The following is a 19,789-nucleotide window of genomic DNA, read 5'->3' on the forward strand; positions in this document are numbered from 1 at the left end:
CTACTTCCTTTTGGAACCGGTCGGCTTCTTGAAACCGGCGGACTTCAACTTTCTGACACCGGCCGCCCTGGATCGGACGGCCAGGGACTTCAGCTTCCGGACGGGAGCTGCCAGCGCCCGGAGGATCAGTGCCCTCTTCGGCGGGTACATCTGAGCCGTGTCGATCACGACACGTCCCTTGTCGTTGACGATGGCCGACGCCCGGTAGGGGTCCCCCTCCCGGCCCCACCGGCGGGCCAGCGGCATGGGCAGGTCAGTGCCCCGCACGGGGACCTCGTACGTGGCGCCGGCCACGTCCAGGTACACCCGCACACCGCGCTTGGCGGTGACGTGGTCCAGCGGGATGCGGGCGTGCACCACGGTCGCCGCGCCGTCCTCGGCGGGCTTGACGACCTGCTCGCCCACCGGCGCCGGAGTCTTGTGGTTCGGCTTCAGCTTGCGCGCGCCGGGCTTGTCGGCCGACTTGGGCATGGCGCCCTTGGTGAGCCGCAGCGTCATGCCGTCGGCGTCGCCCGTGACGGGCACCCGCACGGAGGCCGAGTAGGTCAGGCCGTCGCCCTGCTGCTCCCAGTCGGAAGCCAGCAGCCGGACGCCGGGGGCGAGTTGGGCGCCCACCGAGTCCCCGGGCAGCACCTCGAACACGTGGTCGGGCAGGCCGATGCGCGGATCGCGGAAGCCGGGGTAGCGCGCGAAGGCGTGGTCGCCCTCGATCACGAACGTGACGCCGTTCTCCGGCTCCGAGACGATCGCCTCGCACAGTTCGTCCACCGCGCCCGCCTGGGCCAGGGCTATGCGCACCCGGCGCTTGACGTCCATGGCGTCGCGGATGCCGTCGGTGAAGTAAGCGTCCGCCAGCCGGGCGATGCCCGCGCAGATCCTCACGCGCAGCTCGCGGTCCAGATCCGGGAAGTCGTCCTGGACGAGCTTGGCGAGCTCCCAGGTGAAGTGGCGCCGCAGCAGGGCGTCGCGCTGCGGTCCCGCCTCGATGAGGCCGGCCGCGAAGTTCATCATCTCGGCGGTGCACTCGAGCCGGGAGAGATGGTCGGCGCGGTAGGTGATGTTGCTGGAGTCGCCCCGCCTGACCGCGTAGTAGCAGGTGTAGCTCGCCACCACCGAGATCTTCCGGGCCCGCACGAGGGCCTCGATGGTGAACGGCTGGTCGCTGCCCACGGCCATGTGCTCGGGGAAGCGCAGCTTGTACTTCTCCACCATCTCGCGGCGGAACAGCTTGGTGTTGGCCAGGGTGAAGGGCACCCCCGGCTCGTCCAGATGCACCTCCCGGTCGCCGTGCTGGAACAGCGCCTGGTGGACGTAACGGCCGTTGGTGCCGACCATCTTGCCGACGACCACGTCCGAGTCGTGCTTGTCGGCGTACTTCACCATGCGCGCCAACGCCTCTTCGCCGAGGTAGTCGTCGGAGCCGATGAAGTACACGTACCGACCGGTGGCCACCTCCAGCGCCCGGTTGCTGGGCGCCGCGGGGCCACCGGAGTTCGGCTGGTGGATCACCTTGACGGTGTCCGGGTACAGGGCCGCGAACCGGTCGAGTTCGCGGCCGCTGTCGTCGGTGGAACCGTCGTCGACGGCGACGATCTCGAGCCGCTCGCGTCCGATGGTCTGCTGGACCAGGGAGTTCAGGCACTCCGTCAGGTACGGCATCGTGTTGTATACCGCGACGACGACACTGACGTCAGGCGCAGCACTCATGCTCGGGCTCCTGGTCTCCGCCGGCCGTGCCGGCTGGGTCCTGCGGGGAAAGTCTCACAGAACATAGGAGTCCCGCCGAGCACGCACCGTTCCCCCGATGTGTGATGCTCAGCTGCCATGGACGGCCAGGTCCTCCACCGGAAGGGTAACGCTGGTGTTGCTGGAGGCCGATTCCAGGAGCGCCGCCGCCACCTCGACGGTGCGCATGCCCTGGCGCAGGGTGCAGATGTCGACGGGCTTGCCGAGCACCGCGTCCCGGAAGAGCTCGTGCTCGACCTGCAGCGGCTCGCGCTTGGGGATGGCGTACCGGACCATGTCGCCCTCGGAGACGCCGCGGAAGGCCCGCAGGGCCTCCCACTCGGTGGTCACCGCGGCGTTGGAGTGGAACGTCAGGTCGGCGGTGAGGGTGTCGGCGATGAAGCAGCCGCGCTCACCGGTGACCGACGTGAACCGCTCCTTGAGCGGGCTCAGCCAGTTGACCAGGTGGTTGACCATGGTGCCGTCGTCGAGGCGGCCCACCGCGGAGACCATGTCCTCGTGCTCACGACCGCTCTTGGAGACGGTGTGCGCGGCGATGGACACGTACTGGCGTCCGGTGACCCAGCCGGTGAGGTCGATGTCGTGCGTCGCGAGGTCCTTGACGACGCCGACGTCCGCGATGCGGTGCGGGAAGGGTCCCTGACGGCGGGTGACGACCTGGTAGACGTCGCCGAGCTCGCCGGCCTCCAGCCGCGCCCGCAGCGAGAGCAGCGCCGGGTTGCAGCGCTCGATGTGGCCGACGCCGGCCACCAGACCGCGCGTCTCGAACGCCTCGACGAGACGGCGGGCGCCCTCGACGGACTCCGCGACCGGCTTCTCGATCAGCGCGCAGACCCCGGCCTCGGCGAGCGCCAGGCCGACCTCTTCGTGCAGGTGCGTGGGGCAGGCCACGACGGCGTAGTCCACACCGAGGGCGATGAGCTCCTCGACGGTGTTCAGGATCGGCGCGCCCTGGGCGGCGCCGAACTTGTCCCCCATCGGGTCGACGACGCCGACCAGGTCGACGGCGTCCAGGCCCGACAGGACACGGGCGTGGTGACGCCCCATGGAACCGAGGCCGACGAGTCCCGCTCGCAGCGACTTCCCGGTACTCACAGTTGCTCCCCCAGAGCATTAACGGCGGTGACGATGCGCTCCAGGTCCTGCGCGGACAGGGCCGGGTGCACGGGCAGGGACACGACCTCGGCGGCCGCCCGGTCCGTCTCGGGCAGGTCCCAGTTGCGGCCTGCCTTCTGGTCCGGCTCCCAGTACGGCTTCAGCCGGTGGATGGGCGTCGGGTAGTACACGGCGTTGCCGATGCCGGCCTCGGTCAGCTTGGCCATGACGGCGTCGCGGTCGCCCTGGATGCGGACCGTGTACTGGTGGTAGATGTGCCGGGCGCCCTCGGCGACCTTCGGCGTGGTCACGTTCGGCGCGGTGATGTGCTCGCTGAGGTACGCGGCGTTGGCGATGCGCTGCTCGGTCCAGCCGTCCAGCTTGCGGCGCTGCACGCGGCCGATCGCGGCCGAGACGTCCGTCATGCGCACGTTGGCGCCGACGATCTCGTTGGCGTAGCGCTTCTCCATGCCCTGGTTGCGCAGCAGACGCAGGGTCCGCGCGGTCTCCGCGTCCCCGGTGGAGATCATGCCGCCCTCGAGGCTGTGCATGTTCTTCGTCGGGTAGAAGCTGAACGTGCCCACGGCGCCGAAGGCGCCGACCGGGGTGCCGTTCAGGGCGGCCGCGTGGGCCTGGCAGGCGTCCTCGACGACGGCGAGCCCGTGCTGCTGGGCGATCGCCATGATCTGGTCCATGGCCGCCGGGTGCCCGTACAGGTGCACCGGCATGATCGCGGCCGTGCGCGGCGACAGGGCCGCCTCGACCGCGGCCGGGTCCAGACAGAACGTGTCCGGGTCGATGTCGGCGAAGACCACGTCCGCGCCGACCAGCCGCACCGCGTTGGCGGAGGCGGCGAAGGAGAACGACGGCACGATGACCTCGTCGCCCGGGCCGAGGCCGAGAGCGAGGAGCGACAGGTGCAGCGCGGAGGTGCCGGAGTTGACGGCGACGCAGTGCCGTCCGTCGACCAGCTCCGAGAACTCCTCCTCGAACGCGGCCACCTCGGGCCCCTGGACGACCAGGCCGCTGCGCAGAACGCGCACGGCGGCCTCGATCTCCTCCTCGGCGATCACTGGTTTGGCGGCCGGTATGAACTCATGGGCGTCGGTCATCGACATCCCCTCCTCTACGGCGACCTCGAAGGCGCACCACGTCATGCATGGTCGGGAAGGGACCGTGTCGATGCACAGCACGGCCGCATCCCTGGTTGTCCGCCGAAAGCCTGTGGGCGGGCGGACGGCTTGTACACAGGACCCCGCCCCGTGAGGGTTCCTTGCGGGAAGTCAGCCGTGTCCGGCTGGAAGACCGGATGTGCTCATCGGCTGTGGTCACGGTGTGCATGTCTTTGGCCACCGGGACCACAGTGCACGTTACCAGCCTGGAGACGGCGATCTTGCCCAGGGTTACCACCCCGAAACCGACGGCGCGGGTGCGCTCCATCACAAGCGAAACACAGCGTAACTCCCCGGTGAACACACGGCGACGCGAGGATCCGGAGGCGTGTGCGACACCGGCGCGGGCGTCCGGATTCACCGGACACCCGCGCCGCCGTCGGCGGTCCGCGCCGGGAGGCGTCAGTCCTCCGTCGAGGCCGTGACGGACGGCACGCTCTGCTGCGCCGCCGACGTCTTCTTCGACACCGACTTCGCCGCCTTCTTGGCCGTCGTCTTCTTGGCGGCGGTCTTCTTCGCGGCCGTCGTCTTGGCCGCGGCCGTCTTCTTGGTGGCGGCCTTCTTCGCCGTGGCCTTCTTGGCCGTCTTGCGGGCGGCCGTCTTCTTCACCGGAGCGGCCTCCGCGTCCTCGGCGGGCGCGGCGGGCTCCTCGGCCGCGGTCGGCGCCGTGGCCTCCGCCGGGACCGACGGGACGACCACGACGGCCGTCTCCTCGGACGCGGTGGGCGCGGTGGCCTTGCGCACGGCGCGGCGCCGCGGGCGGGCCGGGGCCGCGCTCTCGACGACGGGCTCGGCCGCCTGCTCTGACTCCGGCTGCTCCACCGGAGTCACCTCGGCGACCGGGGCCGGGGCGACCGCCGGCTCGGCGACCGTCACCACGGCGGCCTCCGCGCCTGCGGGCGACCCGGCCGGAGCGGACACCTTGCGGGTGGCGCGTCGGCGCGTACGGCCCTTGGGCGCGGCCTCCTCGGCGATCGGCGTCCCGGCGGGGGCCTGGACGGCCGGCGCCTCGACGACCGGGTCCTCGACGGCGACCGGCTCGGCGTGCGCCTCGACCGCCTCGGCCGGCTGCACCGGACGCTCGGTCTCCGCCTCGACGGTGACGTCCTGCGCGGTGGGCGCCTCGGCGACGGCCTCGGCCGGCTCCGCCGCGGCGAACGACTCGGAGCCGCCCGCCCTGCGCGAGGCGCCGCCGCGCGGCGCACCCGCCGGAGCGGACGCCCTGCGGCTCGCCCGGCGCCGGCCGCGGCCACGGCCGGCGGCGGCCTCAGCCTCGGCGACGCTGCTGTACAGCTCCTCGTCGGCCGCGAACTCCGGAGCGGCGAGGGCGACCGGCTCGGCCACCTCGGCGGCGACCTCGGCCTCGCTCTCCGCCTCCTGCTCGACGCCCGTCGACGACTCGACGAGGTCGGCCGTCACCGTCTCGTGCTCGTGCTCGTGGCCCTGTCCCTCGCCACCGCGGCCGCGCTTCTTGCGCTTGCCGCCACCGCCGACGGCGGTCGGCTGCTCCATGTGGACGATGACACCGCGCCCGTTGCAGTGCACGCAGGTCTCGGAGAAGGACTCCAGCAGGCCCTGGCCCACCCGCTTGCGGGTCATCTGGACCAGACCCAGCGAGGTCACCTCCGCGACCTGGTGCTTCGTGCGGTCGCGGCCCAGGCACTCCAGGAGGCGCCGCAGCACCAGGTCCCGGTTGGACTCCAGCACCATGTCGATGAAGTCGATCACGATGATGCCGCCGAGGTCGCGCAGCCGCAGCTGGCGCACGATCTCCTCGGCCGCCTCCAGGTTGTTCCTGGTGACCGTCTCCTCGAGGTTGCCGCCCTGACCGGTGAACTTGCCGGTGTTGACGTCGACCACGACCATCGCCTCGGTCCGGTCGATCACCAGCGAGCCGCCGCTGGGCAGCCAGACCTTGCGGTCCAGCGCCTTGGCGAGCTGCTCGTCGATCCGGTAGGTGGCGAAGACGTCGACCTCGGAGGTCCACTTCGACAGCCGCTCGGCCAGGTCGGGCGCGACGTGCGAGACGTACCCGTGGATGGTCGACCAGGCCTCGTCACCGCTGACGATGACCTTGGAGAAGTCCTCGTTGAAGATGTCCCGGACGACCCGGACGGTCATGTCCGGCTCGCCGTAGAGCAGCGTCGGGGCGTTGCCGCTCTTGGCCTTCTTCTGGATCTCCTCCCACTGCGCCTGCAGACGCTCCACGTCACGGCGCAGCTCGTCCTCGCTGGCGCCCTCGGCGGCGGTGCGCACGATGACGCCCGCGTCCTCGGGGACGATCTTCTTCAGGATCGTCTTCAGCCGGGCCCGCTCGGTGTCGGGCAGCTTGCGGCTGATGCCGGTCATCGAGCCCTCGGGCACGTACACGAGGTAGCGGCCCGGCAGGGAGACCTGGCTGGTCAGACGCGCGCCCTTGTGGCCGATCGGGTCCTTCGTGACCTGCACGAGGACCGACTGGCCCGACTTCAGGGCGGCCTCGATGCGGCGCGGCCCGTTGGCCATGCCCAGCGCCTCGAAGTTGACCTCACCGGCGTAGAGCACCGCGTTGCGGCCCTTGCCGATGTCGATGAAGGCGGCCTCCATCGACGGCAGCACGTTCTGGACCTTGCCCAGGTAGACGTTGCCGACGTACGAGGTGGCCTGCTCCTTGTTGACGTAGTGCTCGACGAGCACGTTGTCTTCCAGGACGCCGATCTGGGTGCGCTCGCCGCTCTGGCGGACGACCATCACCCGCTCGACGGCCTCGCGCCGGGCCAGGAACTCGGCCTCGGTGATGATCGGCACACGCCGGCGGCCCTGCTCGCGGCCTTCCCGGCGGCGCTGCTTCTTGGCCTCGAGACGGGTAGAGCCCTTGATGGACTGCACCTCGTCGGACGGCTCGGAGGGCTTGCGCGGCTCACGGACCTTCACGACCGTGCGCTCCGGGTCTCCGTCGACGGGCTCGGCCTCGGTGGAGGCGTCACCGGCACGACGACGACGGCGACGGCGGCGACGGCTGCCGGCGGTGGAACCGCCCGCCTCCTCGTCGTCCGCGTCCTCGTCCTCCTGCTCGGCGGTGTCCTCGGCGTCCTGTGCGGCCTGCTCGGCGGCGAGCTCGTCGGCGTCGTCGCCGGACTCGCCCTCGCCGTCGGCGGCATCGCCGCGGCGACGGCGACGGCCGCCCCGGCGGCGACGGCGACGCGACCCGGTCTCCTCGGTCTCGTCGTCGCCCTCGACGACGTCCTCGGCGGCGTCGTCGGCCTCGTCCGGCTCGGTCTGCGACTCGTCCTCGGCGGTGGGCGCGGCGGCCTGGGCGGCGGGCGCGGCGGTGCGGCCGGTCTCGGCCTCCTCACCGGTACCGGCGGCCCGGCGTCGACGGCGGCGGCGCGAGCCGGTCGGCTCCTCGGCGAGCTCCTGGGCCGGCTGAACCTCCTCGGGCTCCTCGGCCTCGACGGTCTCCGCCTCCGCGGCGGCGGCCTCGGCGGCGGCCCGCTGCGGCGTCTGGAACTGCGGCTCGGCGAACACGGGCGCCTGGAACACGGCGACCGCGGGGCGCGCCGGGCGACGCGGCGCGTCGTCCTCGCCCTTCGCGGGCTCCGGCGCGGAGAAGCCTCCGGCGGCCCGACGGACCACCCTGCGGCGTCCACGGCGCGGTCCGGCGTCCTCGTCGGCCTGGTCGGCGGGGGCGGGCGCGGCGGCGACGGGCTCCGCGGCCTCCTCGGAGACCTGGGGAGCCTCGGAGACCTCGGTGGTCTCGGGCTCGGCGGGCGCGGAGACGCGGCGCGTGGCGCGACGGCGGCCGCGGGGAGCGGCCTCCGCGGGCGCCTCGGCCTCGGCGGCTTCGGCGGGGGCTTCGGCGGGCGCCTCGGCCTCCGGCGTGGCGGCGGGCGCGGTCACCCGTCGGGTGGCACGGCGTCGGGTACGCGGAGCGGCCTCCGCGGGCGCCTCGTCGGCCGTCTGGGCGACGGGCTCGGGCGCGGACTCGGCCGCGGTCTCCTCGGCGGCGGCCTCAACGGCCTCGGCCGGGGCTTCGGCGGGCGTGGTGACGCGGCGCGTGGCCCTGCGGCGCGAACGGCGAGGCGCGGCGTCCTCGGCGGGCGCTTCCTCCGCTGCGGTCTCCTCGACGGCCGGGGCGCTCACCTCGGCGGCGGCCGTGGGCACGACGGTCTCGGCGGCCTCGGCGGCGGCCGGAGCGCCGGCGGGCGCGGAGGCCCGGCGGGTGGCCCGGCGCCGCGTACGCGGAGCGGCCTCGACGGCCTCTTCGGGCTCCTGCGCCTTGACGTCGTCGGTCAGGACGTCCTCGACCGTGACGTCCTGCTCCGCCAGTTCCTCGACGGACTCCACGGCCGGTATGGCCGGCGTGGTGATCTCGGCCGAGGTGTCGGCGGCGGCGGACGGCGGTCCCGCCGGCCGGGAAGCGGCACGACGCCGACGACGCGGCGGCAGGGTGTCGCTGGGGGTGTTCGCTTCGGAGTCCGTCACGGACTCTGCGGATTCGGTTGGCTCGAGCATGCGGGCGTTTCTCCCGTCAGGCTCCCGGGCGCCGCGCCTGGTCCGGCGTCGATCACGGGGGATCGATCGCCGTTGACGTCCGCGGCTCGCGCGATGCGCGGTGCCGCCGTCCGGGGCGCGGGCGCCGCACGGGAGCTCTCTGTGTCCTGTCTCGCCGGTTCCGTACGCCGAATGCGCACGGCCTGGCGAAAGTCTTCTGGTGGGTGCGCTGCCCGACCCAGGTGGCTCCCGAGTACGAGGGCGGCGCTACGACGTCCGTCCCTTCGCGGGACCTTCCCTAGGCGGGCGCCTTCGCGGCGGCAGCGGAATCGGCCGTTGTGGGGGCCGGAACTGCCTCGCGGTCGGGCGCGAGCGGGTCGGTCACCGTGCCGGTCTCTGCATCGAACAGCCCCTGCGCCAGCCTGGTCACCGCTGCGGGGACCGGCGGCGCCAGGTCGGCCACGGCGCGAAGACCGGACAGGACGTCGTCGGGTCGTACGGCAGGCGTCACGTGCCGAACAACCAGCCGCAGTATCGCACAGGGCTGGTCGGTCGGCCTATCAGCAGGTTCACTGTGCGTCTCAAGTTGTACGACCGCGGCACGGGCGTCGAAGGTGCGGACACCGTTCTTGGCCATGCGCTGGACCTCGACCGTGTCGGCCCGGTTGAAGGCGTCCACCGCGCGTTCGGCCTCGGCCGGATCCACGCCGGCCAGCCGCAGCTCCCACACGGAGGCCGTCAGCCGGTCGGCGAGACCCGAGGTCCGGGCCTCGACCGCGTCGACGACGTCGAGCCCGTTGGGCAGCGACTCGTCGAGCAGAAGTCTCAGCTTCTCCGGGTCACGCGCCGCGGTCAGCGCGATCTCCAGGTACTCCGCCTCACTGCCCGTGCCGGTGGGTGCGGCATTGGCGTACGACACCTTCGGATGCGGCGTGAACCCCGCCGAGTACGCCATCGGCACCTCGGCACGGCGCAACGCGCGCTCGAAGGCGCGCTGGAAGTCACGGTGGCTGGTGAACCGGAGGCGGCCGCGCTTGGTGTAACGCAGTCGGATGCGCTGCACCGCGGGTGCGGGCGGCGGGCCTTCGGGCTGTCGCTTGCCCAGTGTCGTTCAGTCCTTCGTGAGAGCGGTCGTACTGCTACCAAGAGTACGTGCCCCGCCCGCCGATGGTTCCCGTCGGGCGACCGCCTCCTTCCGGGACGGTTCCCCGAACAGCATCCGGCGCATGTCGGCGCGGGCCTGCCGTGCCGTCTCCCGGGCGGTGGCCAGCGCCTGCCGGGCGGCCCCGCCCACCGCGCGCGCGGCCCGGGCCGCGGGACGCAGCACGGCGTCCCGCACCACGTGCCCGACCGGGGTGAGCACCGTCCGGTACACCCAGCGCACGGGCTCCACGAAGATCCACCGGAAGAGGGTCCCGAGGAACCGTCCGACGGCGCGGGAGATGCGCCCGGCGATCCGCCAGGCGTGCCCGAGGGCGTCCCCCACCTCCCGCGCGACGACCCCGAGAAACCGGCCGACGGGGGCCAGCACCCAGCGCCACAGGGCGAGCGCGGGCAGCACCAGCAGGATCCGGGCGGTCCAGTAGAGGACCAGGCCGATCCCGCTGACCAGCAGCCCCAGGAGCCACCAGGCCCCTCGCGCGCACCAGGCGATCGCCCGCCCGACCGGCGCGAGGAACCACTCGTGGACCCACCGGGCGGGGACGACGACGAGATACCGCACGAGCCACGCGATCGCGCCGTACAGGCCGACGCCGACGGCGGCCACCACGGCCCCGATCCCCTTCAGCAGCCACAGCGCGGCGCGCCCGAGGGGCGTCAGCACGCGCGCGTACACCCACGCGAGCCCGATCCCCACCCCCCGGGCCAGCCACGCGACGCCGTGTCCGAGCGGAGTGAGGACGTGCCGGTGGAGCCAGAGCGCCGGCACGACGACCAGCACCTTGCCCAGCCATGCGAGCGCCTTGCCCGCAGGGACGAGGAGATAGCGCCACAGGCCGATCAGCGGCCAGACGAACAGCGCCTTCCCCAGCCACGCCAGGGCCCGCCCGACCGGCCGGAGGACCATGTCCCTGAGGAACCGGCCCACCACGACGAGCGCGTCCCACACCATGCGCACCGGCACCACCAGCACGAGCACGACGACGCGCACGGGCAGCCGGATCGCGACGACGAGACACCCCTCGGGCGGCCGGCCGGGAGTGCTGACGGCAGCGTGGCCGCCAGTGCCGCCGGGCATCTGCGCGGGCGGCTCGGCGGCGGGCGGTTTCTGCAGGTCCATGTGGACGTAGACGCTACAACCGGCTCGATGGATGCAGGAACGCGGAGCACGCGGCGACGGGCACACGACCCTGCTGCGGGCGCGTCGGTGAGGATGCGTCAGGCGCGGTCGGGCCAGGGGCGGGCTACCGCTTCCGGGTCCGTGCCGCCTTCCCGGCCCGGGAGGCCTTCGGCCGGCGCACGGGGGTCGCCGGACGCGGCACGGCGTTGACGTGGGGAACGGAGAACCCGCGGTTGGTCTCGGTCTGGCTGCGGATGGCGGCGGGCAGGTCCGGCAGGGCCAGCAGCTCGTCGCAGGCCCGGACGGCGGCCATGTGATCGCCGACCCAGTAGGCGCAGATGGAGAACTCGAAGAGCAGGCCCCAGCGGTACACCCAGGACCTGGTGAAGAGCAGGTCGTCCGGTTCGCGCGCGCCGATGACCGCGCCGAGCAGGGCGTACGCCGTGTGGTAGCGGCTGCGCAGGCGCAGTCGCGAGGCCAGTTCGTAGACGGCTTCGAGGCGGGCGGGGCGGGCCTCCCAGGCTCGGGAGAAGGCGTCCATCGCGCCGGGCCAGTCGTCGTTCTGCTCCGCCTTGAGGACGCCGGCCTCGAGGAGCGAGCAGTAGACCTCCTCGCCCCAGCCGCCCAGCCCGGCCCGCCGTTCGTACAGCGCGATCGCCTCGTCCGCGTGTCCGAGGTCGCGTTCGGTGTTGGCGAGGTAGAAGACGGTGCGCGGGTTGTCCGGGTCGCGCTCCAACTCGCGCCGCAGCAGGCGCGCGTCGCGCTCGAACTTGTCGCTGCGGCAGCCGCCGTCCGCGTGGTCCTCGATGACGAGCGCGTCCAGGTTCTCCTGCCGGTCGGGCCCGTCGGTGCAGGGGTACTCGTGGGTGACGCCCTCGTACCGCCATGCCCGGTCCCCGCGCATGAGGTGCTTGAAGCGGTGCTGGGTGCCGGGGGTGTCGTAGCGCAGCATGTACGAGTCCGCCGTCAGCCGGGGCAACGGGGCGTCCTGCCGCAGGACGTGGTCGGCGTCGAGGGTGAGCAGGTAGTCGGCCTTGCCGCGGGCCTGCTGGATGTTGCGCGACCGGTTGTGCCCGAAGTCGACCCAGGGTTCGTCGTGGAGCTCGCCCGGGACGCCGTCGAGCACCTTGCGGATCAGGTCCTGTGTGCCGTCCGTCGAGCCGGTGTCGGAGATCACCCAGTAGTCGACGAGGGAGCGGACGGACTCCAGGCAGCGCTCGATCACCCGCGACTCGTCCTTGACGATCATGCACAGGCACAGAGTCTGGTGTGTCACGGAGGTCAAGTTGGCACGGGCCCGGCCCCCGGCCGCCCACCCCACGCGGGGAATGCTCCATCGGCACGCACCGGTTAATCCGATACGTCGATAAAAATGAACTTATACGCCCCGTATCCCGCTCGAACCGCCGCGCTTCGTTCAGGCTCGCCCTCAGGTTCGGGGAGCGCCCGAACCGATTGACGCAAGGAGCACGCGCATGCGATCCGAGTTCGGACCGTACTCACTTCTCGGGCCGGTGGCCCGACACAGATGCAAACAGGCCGGCATGGTGACCTCGCTCGCCGTGATCCTGGCGGCCGGTGTGATCAGCCCGGCCGCCGCGGCGGCGCGCAGCGTCACCGGTGAGACGAGGGTGGCGGCCGTCGGCAGCGGCGGCGACAAGTGCAAGCCGAAGCCGAGGCCCCACCGGGCGAGCCAGATCGGCGGCAAGGACAGATGCCAGGGGCCGACGGGCCCGACGGGCCCCAGGGGAGCGACCGGAGCCACCGGCGCGACCGGAGCCACCGGCGCGACCGGCTCACCCGGCGGGCCGGGGACGACCGGAGCGACCGGGCCGTGCGCCGACATCGACGCGTTCCAGGACCAGGAGGTGTACGAGCTCCGCGCCGCGGTGAGCGGCGGCGTCACCTACGCCGGCATCCGCGACGTGCGCCCCAACTTCGACCACACCCTGAGGTGGACCGACCTCAGCAACAGGACCGGGTACCCGAGCGGCGGCCAGGCGGGATTCGCCTGCGGTGTATCGGTCAACGAGCACAGCCAGGGCAACCAGGACCTGGCAGGCATCAAGATCGACATCCTGACCACCACGGGCCAGGTCTTCGAGATCATCTGCACCGAGAGCCACACCGCCGCCAGCGCGGCCACTCTGACCTGCCCCAACCCCTCGCTCCCCACCCTTGCCTGGCAACCACTGAACTCCCCGGAACCAGGCAACAACAACAACCTCCGCCTCTGACCCCCCACCGCCCCCACCACGCACAGCACTGAGCCCCCCTCCCCTCCGGAAAGGGGGCTCAGCGGCGCGGGCCCCTCAGCCCTCGCCCACGATGCGCTCACCGGTAACAGCGTCGATCGCCACGTCCTGCCCGCCACTGCCGACACGCCACACCGGCCGCCACTCGCCCTTGAACTGCTGCTGCCCACGCCCGCATGTCAGTTGTCCACGGGCGGCCGTCCGGAGAAGTGGCCTCGCCGCGCGATCGTGGACGCCATCCGGTATGTGGTGGATACGGGCTGCAAGCGGCGGGCCCTGCCCGCGGCGGCGGAGCCTGGCCTGGTGGTTGGTTGCACGCCCGCAGGAACGCCCGGGACTACGAGACCCGGCGCAAGCACTCCGAAGCGATGCTCACCCTCGCCGCCATCACGCTCATGACCCGGCGCCTCACCCGCCAGCCCGCCTACCCGACAGCGGCAACACCACGGCCCACAACAGCAGTCCAGGCAGCTTGACCACCTGCCCGATGCCTCGGTCAGGACGGCCCATTCCTCCACGGGACAGAAGGAGTTGCTACGCGGCATCGCCTCGCCAGACAGCCTTCCGGAGCGGTGTGACCGGGCTCCTTCCCCGGATCCGCATGATGCCGCCGACGGTGCCCGCACTGCCGCACTTCTGGTCACCAGATCAGTCCTGCGCCACGTTCGCCGCGGTCACGTTCTCGATCACGCGGCCGAGTTTGGTCTTGGCCCGGGTCAGGTCCTGGATGCGTGCGGCGATGCGGTCGCGTTCGATGATGAGCTGGGCGAGCATGGCGGGGGTCGCGACGCCGGTGCTCACGCACGGCAGGAGTTCGACGACCGTACGGCTGGAGAGGCCGGCCGCAAAGAGGTCCTGGATGAGTTGGACCCGCTCCAGGGCTTCGTCGGGATAGTCACGCTGCCCACCGGGCGTCCGTGCCGATTCCAGGAGCCGCTGCTCCTCGTAGTAGCGCAGGGCCCGCACGCTGACCCCTGACCGCCTGGCGAGCTGTCCGATGCGCATGCCGCAGGGCACTCCCTTCCCGCTCGTACCTCACGTTGACGTCAGGTTAAGGCTAGCAATACCGGCTCCGGGGGCAGCCCTGGGGGCCGATCGAACCGTTGCCGGCGCCGAGATTGATCATGAACCGGTGGCGGACCCGAGGGCGTTCACGCGGTTCACGTACGCACGGCAGTCCTCGCGTCGTGCCGGGATCGCCGAGCCCGCCCGAGGGCACACGGGTGTCGACCGTGACGGGCGGCGTGATCCCTCGTAGTGGCGCAGGCCCCCACGCCCACCCCCGCCCGCTCGGCAACCTCACCCATCCGCGCCTGCCCTCCTCCGGCCGGGCGGCAATTGCGGCTTGCACCTCACGTCAACGTCAGGTTCTAGAGTGACGACCGCCGGATGAACACGTCATTCCGGCCCGTCAAAGTAAGGCAGACCGTTATGCGCGCAGCCCGGTTCCACGAATACGGCGGAGCGGAGAGCCTGGTGATCGAGCAGGCCCCCGACCCCCACCCCGGACCCGGGGAGATTCGTGTCCGCGTCGCGGCGGCCAGCGTCAATCCCATCGACTGGAAGCTGCGTTCCGGCGCCCTGCACCAGATGTTCCCTCTGGATCTGCCCGACATTCCCGGGCGCGACGGCGCCGGTGTGGTCGACGAGATCGGCGACGGGGTGCAGGGGGTGAGCATCGGCGACCGTGTCTTCGGGCTGGGCGGTGTCACCGGCGCGACCGCGGAGCTGCTCATCCTTTCGGCCTGGGCGCACACCCCCGCCACGTGGAACGACGAGCAGGCCGCGGGCGCCGGTCTCGCGTCCGTGACCGCGATGGGTGGACTGAACGCGCTCGGCTCCCTCGCGGGGCGCACCCTTCTCGTCGAGGGCGCCGCCGGCGGCGTGGGCAGCGCGGCGGTCGAGATCGCCGTGGCGCAAGGTGTCGGCACCGTGATCGGGACAGCCAGCGAACGCAACCACGAGTTCCTCACCTCTCTCGGCGCCGTTCCCACCACCTACGGCCCCGGCCTCGCACAGCGCCTCGCCACCCTCGCTCCGCACGGCGTCGACATCGTGCTCGACACCGCGGCCTCCGGCTCCCTGGACGACCTCGTCGCGATCGCAGGTGACCCGAAGCGCGTCGCGACGGTCGCCGACCACGCGGGCGGGCAGCACCTGGGCACGCATGTGGTCAACGCGGTGAACGACTCCACTCTCCTGGCCGCGGCGGCGGAACTGGGCGGGCAAGGCCGCTACACACCCCGTATCGAACAGGCCTACCCCCTGGAGCGGATCGCCGACGCCCACGCGCACGCCGAGCGCGGACGCACCCGAGGAAAGATCGTGATCTGCATCTGAACAGGCCGATCTGTATCTGAACAGGCCGATCTGTATCTGAACAGGCCCACGAGGTAGGCAACTCGCAACGGGCGGGCCTGCGTGGCGAGCGTGCCCTCGATCGGTACCGGCGAGCGGGCGGTCCGGAGCAGGCCGATCTCCATGGCGCCTCGTCAAGCAGACCGCCCCCACTAGGGCGCCGCACGTGGCACATGAGCCGTCGTCCACGGGGCACCAGCCTCATCCAGCTTCAGCAGCCCCGTGAGAGGGGTTCCCATACGGGTTCTGAGGAGCGCCGGCTTGTTTCCTCGCCTTCGCCGCAAGGGCTGTGGGGGCCGCCATGAGCACGGCGAGGAAGTGCCTCAGGCGCGCCGCCGCGACAGGACCAGCCCGCGGCCTTCTCGGGCGATGTCCGTGGCGACGACCGAGACCTCGTCGACGAGCTGCACGACGACCGCCGGAGCGCTCTCGGGCGCCGCGGCGAGTTCCGGCAGCGGGACCAGGTCCTCGATCGCGTCCGCGACCTGGACGAAGTCGCCGAAAGGGACCGGCCTGGTCACCCGCCCACGCAGTGTCCGGCCCGCCGCGATCCGGTCGGTGAACACCGGGAAGGGATCCGGACGCGTCGCCCGCAGGGGCGGCCGTGCCCGGCCGCCCAGGCCCTCACGACAACCCCGTGGACCCACTCCACGCTGGAGTGGGCGCCCTCACGCGGCTCCCCCGCCCCGGCTGCGGGCGTTGTCGTGACGTCGGACCACTCCCCCGGTTCAGCCGGCCGGAGTGGTGTTCTTGACCTCCAGCGGCAGCAGCTTCCTGCCGGTCGGGCCGATCTGGATGTGGGTGTCCATCGCCGGGCACACCCCGCAGTCGAAGCAGGGCGTCCAGCGGCAGTCCTCGACCTCTGTCTCGTCGAGGGCGTCCTGCCAGTCCTCCCAGAGCCAGTCCTTGTCGAGGCCCGAGTCCAGGTGGTCCCAGGGCAGGACCTCCTCGTAGGTCTTCTCACGGGTCGTGTACCAGTCGACGTCCACGCCGAAGGCGGGCAGCGTCTTGTCCGCGCAGGCCATCCAGCGGTCGTAGGAGAAGTGCTCGCGCCAGCCGTCGAAGCGGCCGCCGTCCTCGTAGACGGCCCTGATGACCGCGCCGATGCGGCGGTCGCCGCGGGACAGGAGGCCCTCGACGATGCCGGGCTTGCCGTCGTGGTAGCGGAAGCCGATCGAGCGCCCGTACTTCTTGTCGCCGCGGATCTTGTCGCGGAGCTTCGTGAGACGGGCGTCCGTCTCCTCGGCGCTCAGCTGCGGGGCCCACTGGAACGGGGTGTGCGGCTTGGGCACGAACCCGCCGATCGAGACCGTGCAGCGGATGTCGTTCTGGCCGGAGACCTTGCGGCCCTCGGCGATCACGTTCATCGCCATGTCGGCGATCTGCAGGACGTCCTCGTCCGTCTCCGTCGGCAGACCGCACATGAAGTACAGCTTCACCTGACGCCAGCCGTTGCCGTAAGCGGTGGAGACGGTCCTGATCAGGTCCTCTTCGGAGACCATCTTGTTGATGACCTTGCGCATGCGCTCCGAGCCGCCCTCGGGGGCGAAGGTCAGGCCGGAGCGGCGGCCGTTGCGGGTCAGCTCGTTCGCCAGGTCCACGTTGAAGGCGTCGACACGGGTGGAGGGGAGGGACAGGCCGATCTTGTCCTCCTCGTACCGGTCCGCGAGCCCCTTGGCGACCTCGCCGATCTCGCTGTGGTCGGCGCTCGACAGCGACAGCAGGCCGACCTCCTCGAAGCCGGTCGCCTTCAGACCCTTCTCCACCATGTCGCCGATGCCGGTGATGGAGCGCTCGCGCACCGGGCGAGTGATCATGCCCGCCTGGCAGAAACGGCAGCCGCGGGTGCAGCCGCGGAAGATCTCCACCGACATGCGCTCATGGACCGTCTCGGCGAGCGGGACCAGCGGCTGCTTGGGGTACGGCCACTCGTCGAGGTCCATGACCGTGTGCTTCGACACACGCCACGGCACGCCCGACTTGTTCGGCACCACACGGGCGATCCGGCCGTCCGGCAGGTACTCGACGTCGTAGAAGCGCGGGATGTACACCGCGCCCGTCTTCGCGAGGCGGAAGAGGACCTCCTCGCGGCCGCCCGGCCGGCCCTCCGCCTTCCAGTCGCGGATGATCTTCGTCATGTCGAGCACGGCCTGCTCGCCGTCGCCGATGACCGCCGCGTCGATGAAGTCGGCGATCGGCTCCGGGTTGAAGGCCGCGTGGCCGCCGGCCAGCACGATCGGGTCGTCCAGCCCCCGGTCCTTGGCCTCCAAGGGGATCCCGGCCAGGTCCAGGGCGGCCAGCATGTTCGTGTAGCCCAGCTCCGTGGAGAAGGACAGGCCGAACACGTCGAAGGCCTTCACCGGGCGGTGGCTGTCCACCGTGAACTGCGGGACGGCGTGCTCCCGCATCAGCACCTCCAGGTCCGGCCACACGCTGTACGTGCGCTCGGCGAGGACGCCCTCCTGCTCGTTGAGCACCTCGTAGAGGATCATGACGCCCTGGTTGGGCAGACCGACCTCGTACGCGTCCGGGTACATGAGCGCCCAGCGGACGTCGCAGGACTCCCAGGGCTTGACCGTGGAGTTGAGCTCGCCGCCCACGTACTGGATCGGCTTCTGCACATGCGGGAGCAAGGCTTCGAGCTGCGGGAAGACCGACTCGACAGACATCGCGGGGGCACCTTCGTGAGCTGACTGGGGGTCCCCCCGGCCGGAGGCTGGGGGAGGGGGACCATCTAGCCTAACCCGGCCGGAGGTCTTCCCCGCCACGACGAATCCACCGCGGCCCGTTCTAAACCCTCATCGCCCCGCGGGTCCTCTCCCAGGCTCCCGGCAGCTGCTCCTCCGACAGCTCGGCCCGCCGCTCCTCACGGCCGTACAGCACCCCGTACGTGAACGCGCTCTCCCCCGCCGCGTGCGCCACGGCGGAAAGCTCGCGCAGGGCCTGCCGGGCCATGACGCTGTCCTGGTGTTCGCCCAGCAGGCTCTGCAACGACTTCATGGACTTGGCGAGGGCCTTGGCCGCACCGCCGATCGCCGGTGTGGCCGTCTCCGCCGCGTAGCGGGTCCGCTTGGTCTTCTTGCGCGCCTCGTGCAGCATCAGGTCACGTTCGTGGCCGGCCGGCTGCTCCAGGGCCTGCTCGACCAGCTCGGAGACCTTCCCGACGTCCTTGCGGACGGCCTTGGCGAGCACCTTCTTCGGCTTGCTCGCGGCCTCGTCCAGCAGCGGCGGGTCGGCGACCAGGGCGTCCAGGGCGTCGAGCAGCGTCAGATAGCGCTGCGAGTCCAGGACCCCGAGCAGCCGGCGGCGCGAGCCCCGGTGCTCGGCCTTCGCCCAGGCCCGCAGCCGTTCGCCGACCGGGCCGGAGACCAGCGTGTGGGGCAGGTCGTCCAGGCCGGCCGCCAGGCGCTCGCTGAGCACCTCCTGGTCGCGGCCCGCACCCAGCTCGCCCGCGAGCCACTTCAGCTCGGCGGCGATCGGGTCGGTGACGTCGCGGTCGAGGACCTTGCGGAAGGAGCGGAAGGTGCTGCGCAGCCGGCGCGTGGCGACGCGCATGTCGTGCACGGAGTCCTCGGCCTCCTGGCGGACCGCCGGATCGAGCTCGACGATCGCGTCCCGCTGGGCGCGCACGTACGCCAGCACATGGTCGCCGGCGGTCACGGGCTCACCGTCGGCGGCCTTGCTCCCCGCCGCTTTGCGCCCTGCTTTCTGTCCCGCCGTCCCTGCCTTGGCCCGCTTCTTCCTGGACGCCGTCTCCGTCAGCGCCCGCGCCAGTTTCGACGGGGACTTCGACGGCCGCACGCCCGCCTTGCGCAGCCGCTTCTCCACCTTGTCGAGCAGAGCCGGGTCGCCGCCGTCGGCGAGCTCCACCTCGATCTCGGTCCACTGGGCGCTGCCCTCACCGCCGAACAGCCGATCCGCGCGTACGGCGTCCACGCTGGCCTCGGCGAGCCGGCGGCCCTGGGCGTCGACGAGTTCGCGGACGTCCCTGCTGGAGCGCAGTCGCACCACCGGCACCAGCTGTCCCTCGCGCACACGGGAGCGGACCAGGGCGCCGAGCTCCTCGGGCACGGTGTCGGAGAGCGGAGCCCTGATCTCGTCCCGGACGCCGGCCTCGACCGGGAGTTTCAGATGCCAGCCGGCGTCGGAGCCCCCGGTACGGCGGCGCAAGGTGATCGCGGCCGCGGCCAAACGCAGATCGGAGGTGTCGTAGTAGGTCGCGTCCAACTCGGCGACGCCCCTGTCCAGGACGGTGACAACGCCGGCGACGCCGGTCAGGTCCGGCAGCCCGCTCTTGTTGGATTCGTACTTGCGCTCGATCTCGCGTTTCGTCTCCGCCATGAATTGAATCTAGTCGCAGTCGGGCCCCAGCGGCAGTGCGCACCGGACGGGGATCACGGCCGAACTCC

13 protein-coding genes and 1 pseudogene are annotated in these 19,789 nt (G+C 71.8%); 3 read left to right on the forward strand and 11 right to left on the reverse strand.

The window, feature by feature from the left end:
• The 7 genes from ACZ7DE_RS07255 to ACZ7DE_RS07285 form a co-directional block, all read right to left on the reverse strand.
• Window positions 1–1,707 carry a glycosyltransferase family 2 protein gene (locus ACZ7DE_RS07255; protein WP_470758726.1) on the reverse strand — a complete coding sequence of 569 codons (1,707 nt, stop codon included), beginning with the start codon at window positions 1,705–1,707 and terminating at the stop codon, window positions 1–3.
• Window positions 1,708–1,815: 108 nt separating this feature from the next.
• The gene (locus tag ACZ7DE_RS07260; RefSeq protein WP_470758727.1) at window positions 1,816–2,841 is read right to left on the reverse strand and encodes a Gfo/Idh/MocA family protein; all 1,026 of its coding nucleotides are present in this window, start codon (window positions 2,839–2,841) and stop codon (window positions 1,816–1,818) included.
• Entirely contained in the window at window positions 2,838–3,953 is a 1,116-nt protein-coding gene (locus ACZ7DE_RS07265) for a DegT/DnrJ/EryC1/StrS family aminotransferase (protein WP_470758728.1), read from the reverse strand. The genes ACZ7DE_RS07260 and ACZ7DE_RS07265 overlap by 4 nt, the downstream gene beginning before the upstream one ends.
• 462 nt (window positions 3,954–4,415) lie before the next feature.
• Window positions 4,416–8,507, reverse strand: coding sequence for an Rne/Rng family ribonuclease (locus ACZ7DE_RS07270; RefSeq protein ID WP_470758729.1), 4,092 nt, complete (start codon window positions 8,505–8,507; stop codon window positions 4,416–4,418).
• A gap of 277 nt (window positions 8,508–8,784) precedes the next feature.
• Window positions 8,785–9,549: a TIGR03936 family radical SAM-associated protein gene (locus ACZ7DE_RS07275; protein ID WP_470758730.1), complete on the reverse strand. Its 765-nt coding sequence runs from the start codon at window positions 9,547–9,549 to the stop codon at window positions 8,785–8,787.
• A gap of 48 nt (window positions 9,550–9,597) precedes the next feature.
• Window positions 9,598–10,767, reverse strand: coding sequence for a hypothetical protein (locus ACZ7DE_RS07280; protein ID WP_470758731.1), 1,170 nt, complete (start codon window positions 10,765–10,767; stop codon window positions 9,598–9,600).
• Between the two features lie 124 nt (window positions 10,768–10,891).
• Window positions 10,892–12,043 carry a glycosyltransferase gene (locus tag ACZ7DE_RS07285; RefSeq protein ID WP_470758732.1) on the reverse strand — a complete coding sequence of 384 codons (1,152 nt, stop codon included), beginning with the start codon at window positions 12,041–12,043 and terminating at the stop codon, window positions 10,892–10,894.
• A gap of 268 nt (window positions 12,044–12,311) precedes the next feature.
• Between ACZ7DE_RS07285 and ACZ7DE_RS07290 the strand changes: the two genes are divergently transcribed.
• Entirely contained in the window at window positions 12,312–13,004 is a 693-nt protein-coding gene (locus tag ACZ7DE_RS07290; protein WP_470758733.1) for a hypothetical protein, read from the forward strand.
• Between the two features lie 126 nt (window positions 13,005–13,130).
• Window positions 13,131–13,319 (forward strand): annotated as a pseudogene (locus tag ACZ7DE_RS07295) (transposase); the annotation flags it as partial.
• Between the two features lie 351 nt (window positions 13,320–13,670).
• On the opposite strand, the gene ACZ7DE_RS07300 reads toward ACZ7DE_RS07295, so the two are convergent.
• Window positions 13,671–14,027 carry a MerR family transcriptional regulator gene (locus ACZ7DE_RS07300; protein WP_470758734.1) on the reverse strand — a complete coding sequence of 119 codons (357 nt, stop codon included), beginning with the start codon at window positions 14,025–14,027 and terminating at the stop codon, window positions 13,671–13,673.
• Window positions 14,028–14,453: 426 nt separating this feature from the next.
• On the opposite strand from ACZ7DE_RS07300, the gene ACZ7DE_RS07305 reads away from it, so the two are divergent.
• Window positions 14,454–15,362, forward strand: a complete 909-nt coding sequence (locus ACZ7DE_RS07305; RefSeq protein WP_470758735.1) for an NADP-dependent oxidoreductase — start codon at window positions 14,454–14,456, stop codon at window positions 15,360–15,362.
• A gap of 341 nt (window positions 15,363–15,703) precedes the next feature.
• Here ACZ7DE_RS07305 and ACZ7DE_RS07310 read toward each other — a convergent pair whose 3' ends face one another.
• The 3 genes from ACZ7DE_RS07310 to ACZ7DE_RS07320 form a co-directional block, all read right to left on the reverse strand.
• A complete protein-coding gene (locus ACZ7DE_RS07310; RefSeq protein ID WP_470758736.1) occupies window positions 15,704–16,027 on the reverse strand; it encodes a S1 RNA-binding domain-containing protein in 324 nt (107 codons plus the stop codon).
• Window positions 16,028–16,108: 81 nt separating this feature from the next.
• Window positions 16,109–18,049, reverse strand: a complete 1,941-nt coding sequence (locus tag ACZ7DE_RS07315) for a TIGR03960 family B12-binding radical SAM protein (RefSeq protein ID WP_470758737.1) — start codon at window positions 18,047–18,049, stop codon at window positions 16,109–16,111.
• 121 nt (window positions 18,050–18,170) lie between these two features.
• Window positions 18,171–19,721 (reverse strand): CYTH and CHAD domain-containing protein, encoded by a 1,551-nt coding sequence (locus ACZ7DE_RS07320; protein ID WP_470758738.1) that lies wholly within the window; start codon window positions 19,719–19,721, stop codon window positions 18,171–18,173.
• Window positions 19,722–19,789 lie beyond the last annotated feature (68 nt).

The organism is Streptomyces sp. NPDC037083, from assembly GCF_055606485.1.

Excerpts from the sequence above, each read along its gene's own strand:
- ACZ7DE_RS07300 (WP_470758734.1), bottom strand. The coding sequence starts at position 14,027 with ATGCGCATCGGACAGCTCGCCAGGCGGTCAGGGGTCAGCGTGCGGGCC.
- ACZ7DE_RS07305 (WP_470758735.1), top strand. The coding sequence starts at position 14,454 with ATGCGCGCAGCCCGGTTCCACGAATACGGCGGAGCGGAGAGCCTGGTG.
- ACZ7DE_RS07280 (WP_470758731.1), bottom strand. The coding sequence starts at position 10,767 with ATGGACCTGCAGAAACCGCCCGCCGCCGAGCCGCCCGCGCAGATGCCC.
- ACZ7DE_RS07255 (WP_470758726.1), bottom strand. The coding sequence starts at position 1,707 with ATGAGTGCTGCGCCTGACGTCAGTGTCGTCGTCGCGGTATACAACACG.
- ACZ7DE_RS07290 (WP_470758733.1), top strand. The coding sequence starts at position 12,312 with ATGGTGACCTCGCTCGCCGTGATCCTGGCGGCCGGTGTGATCAGCCCG.
- ACZ7DE_RS07265 (WP_470758728.1), bottom strand. The coding sequence starts at position 3,953 with ATGACCGACGCCCATGAGTTCATACCGGCCGCCAAACCAGTGATCGCC.
- ACZ7DE_RS07315 (WP_470758737.1), bottom strand. The coding sequence starts at position 18,049 with ATGTCTGTCGAGTCGGTCTTCCCGCAGCTCGAAGCCTTGCTCCCGCAT.
- ACZ7DE_RS07320 (WP_470758738.1), bottom strand. The coding sequence starts at position 19,721 with ATGGCGGAGACGAAACGCGAGATCGAGCGCAAGTACGAATCCAACAAG.
- ACZ7DE_RS07270 (WP_470758729.1), bottom strand. The coding sequence starts at position 8,507 with ATGCTCGAGCCAACCGAATCCGCAGAGTCCGTGACGGACTCCGAAGCG.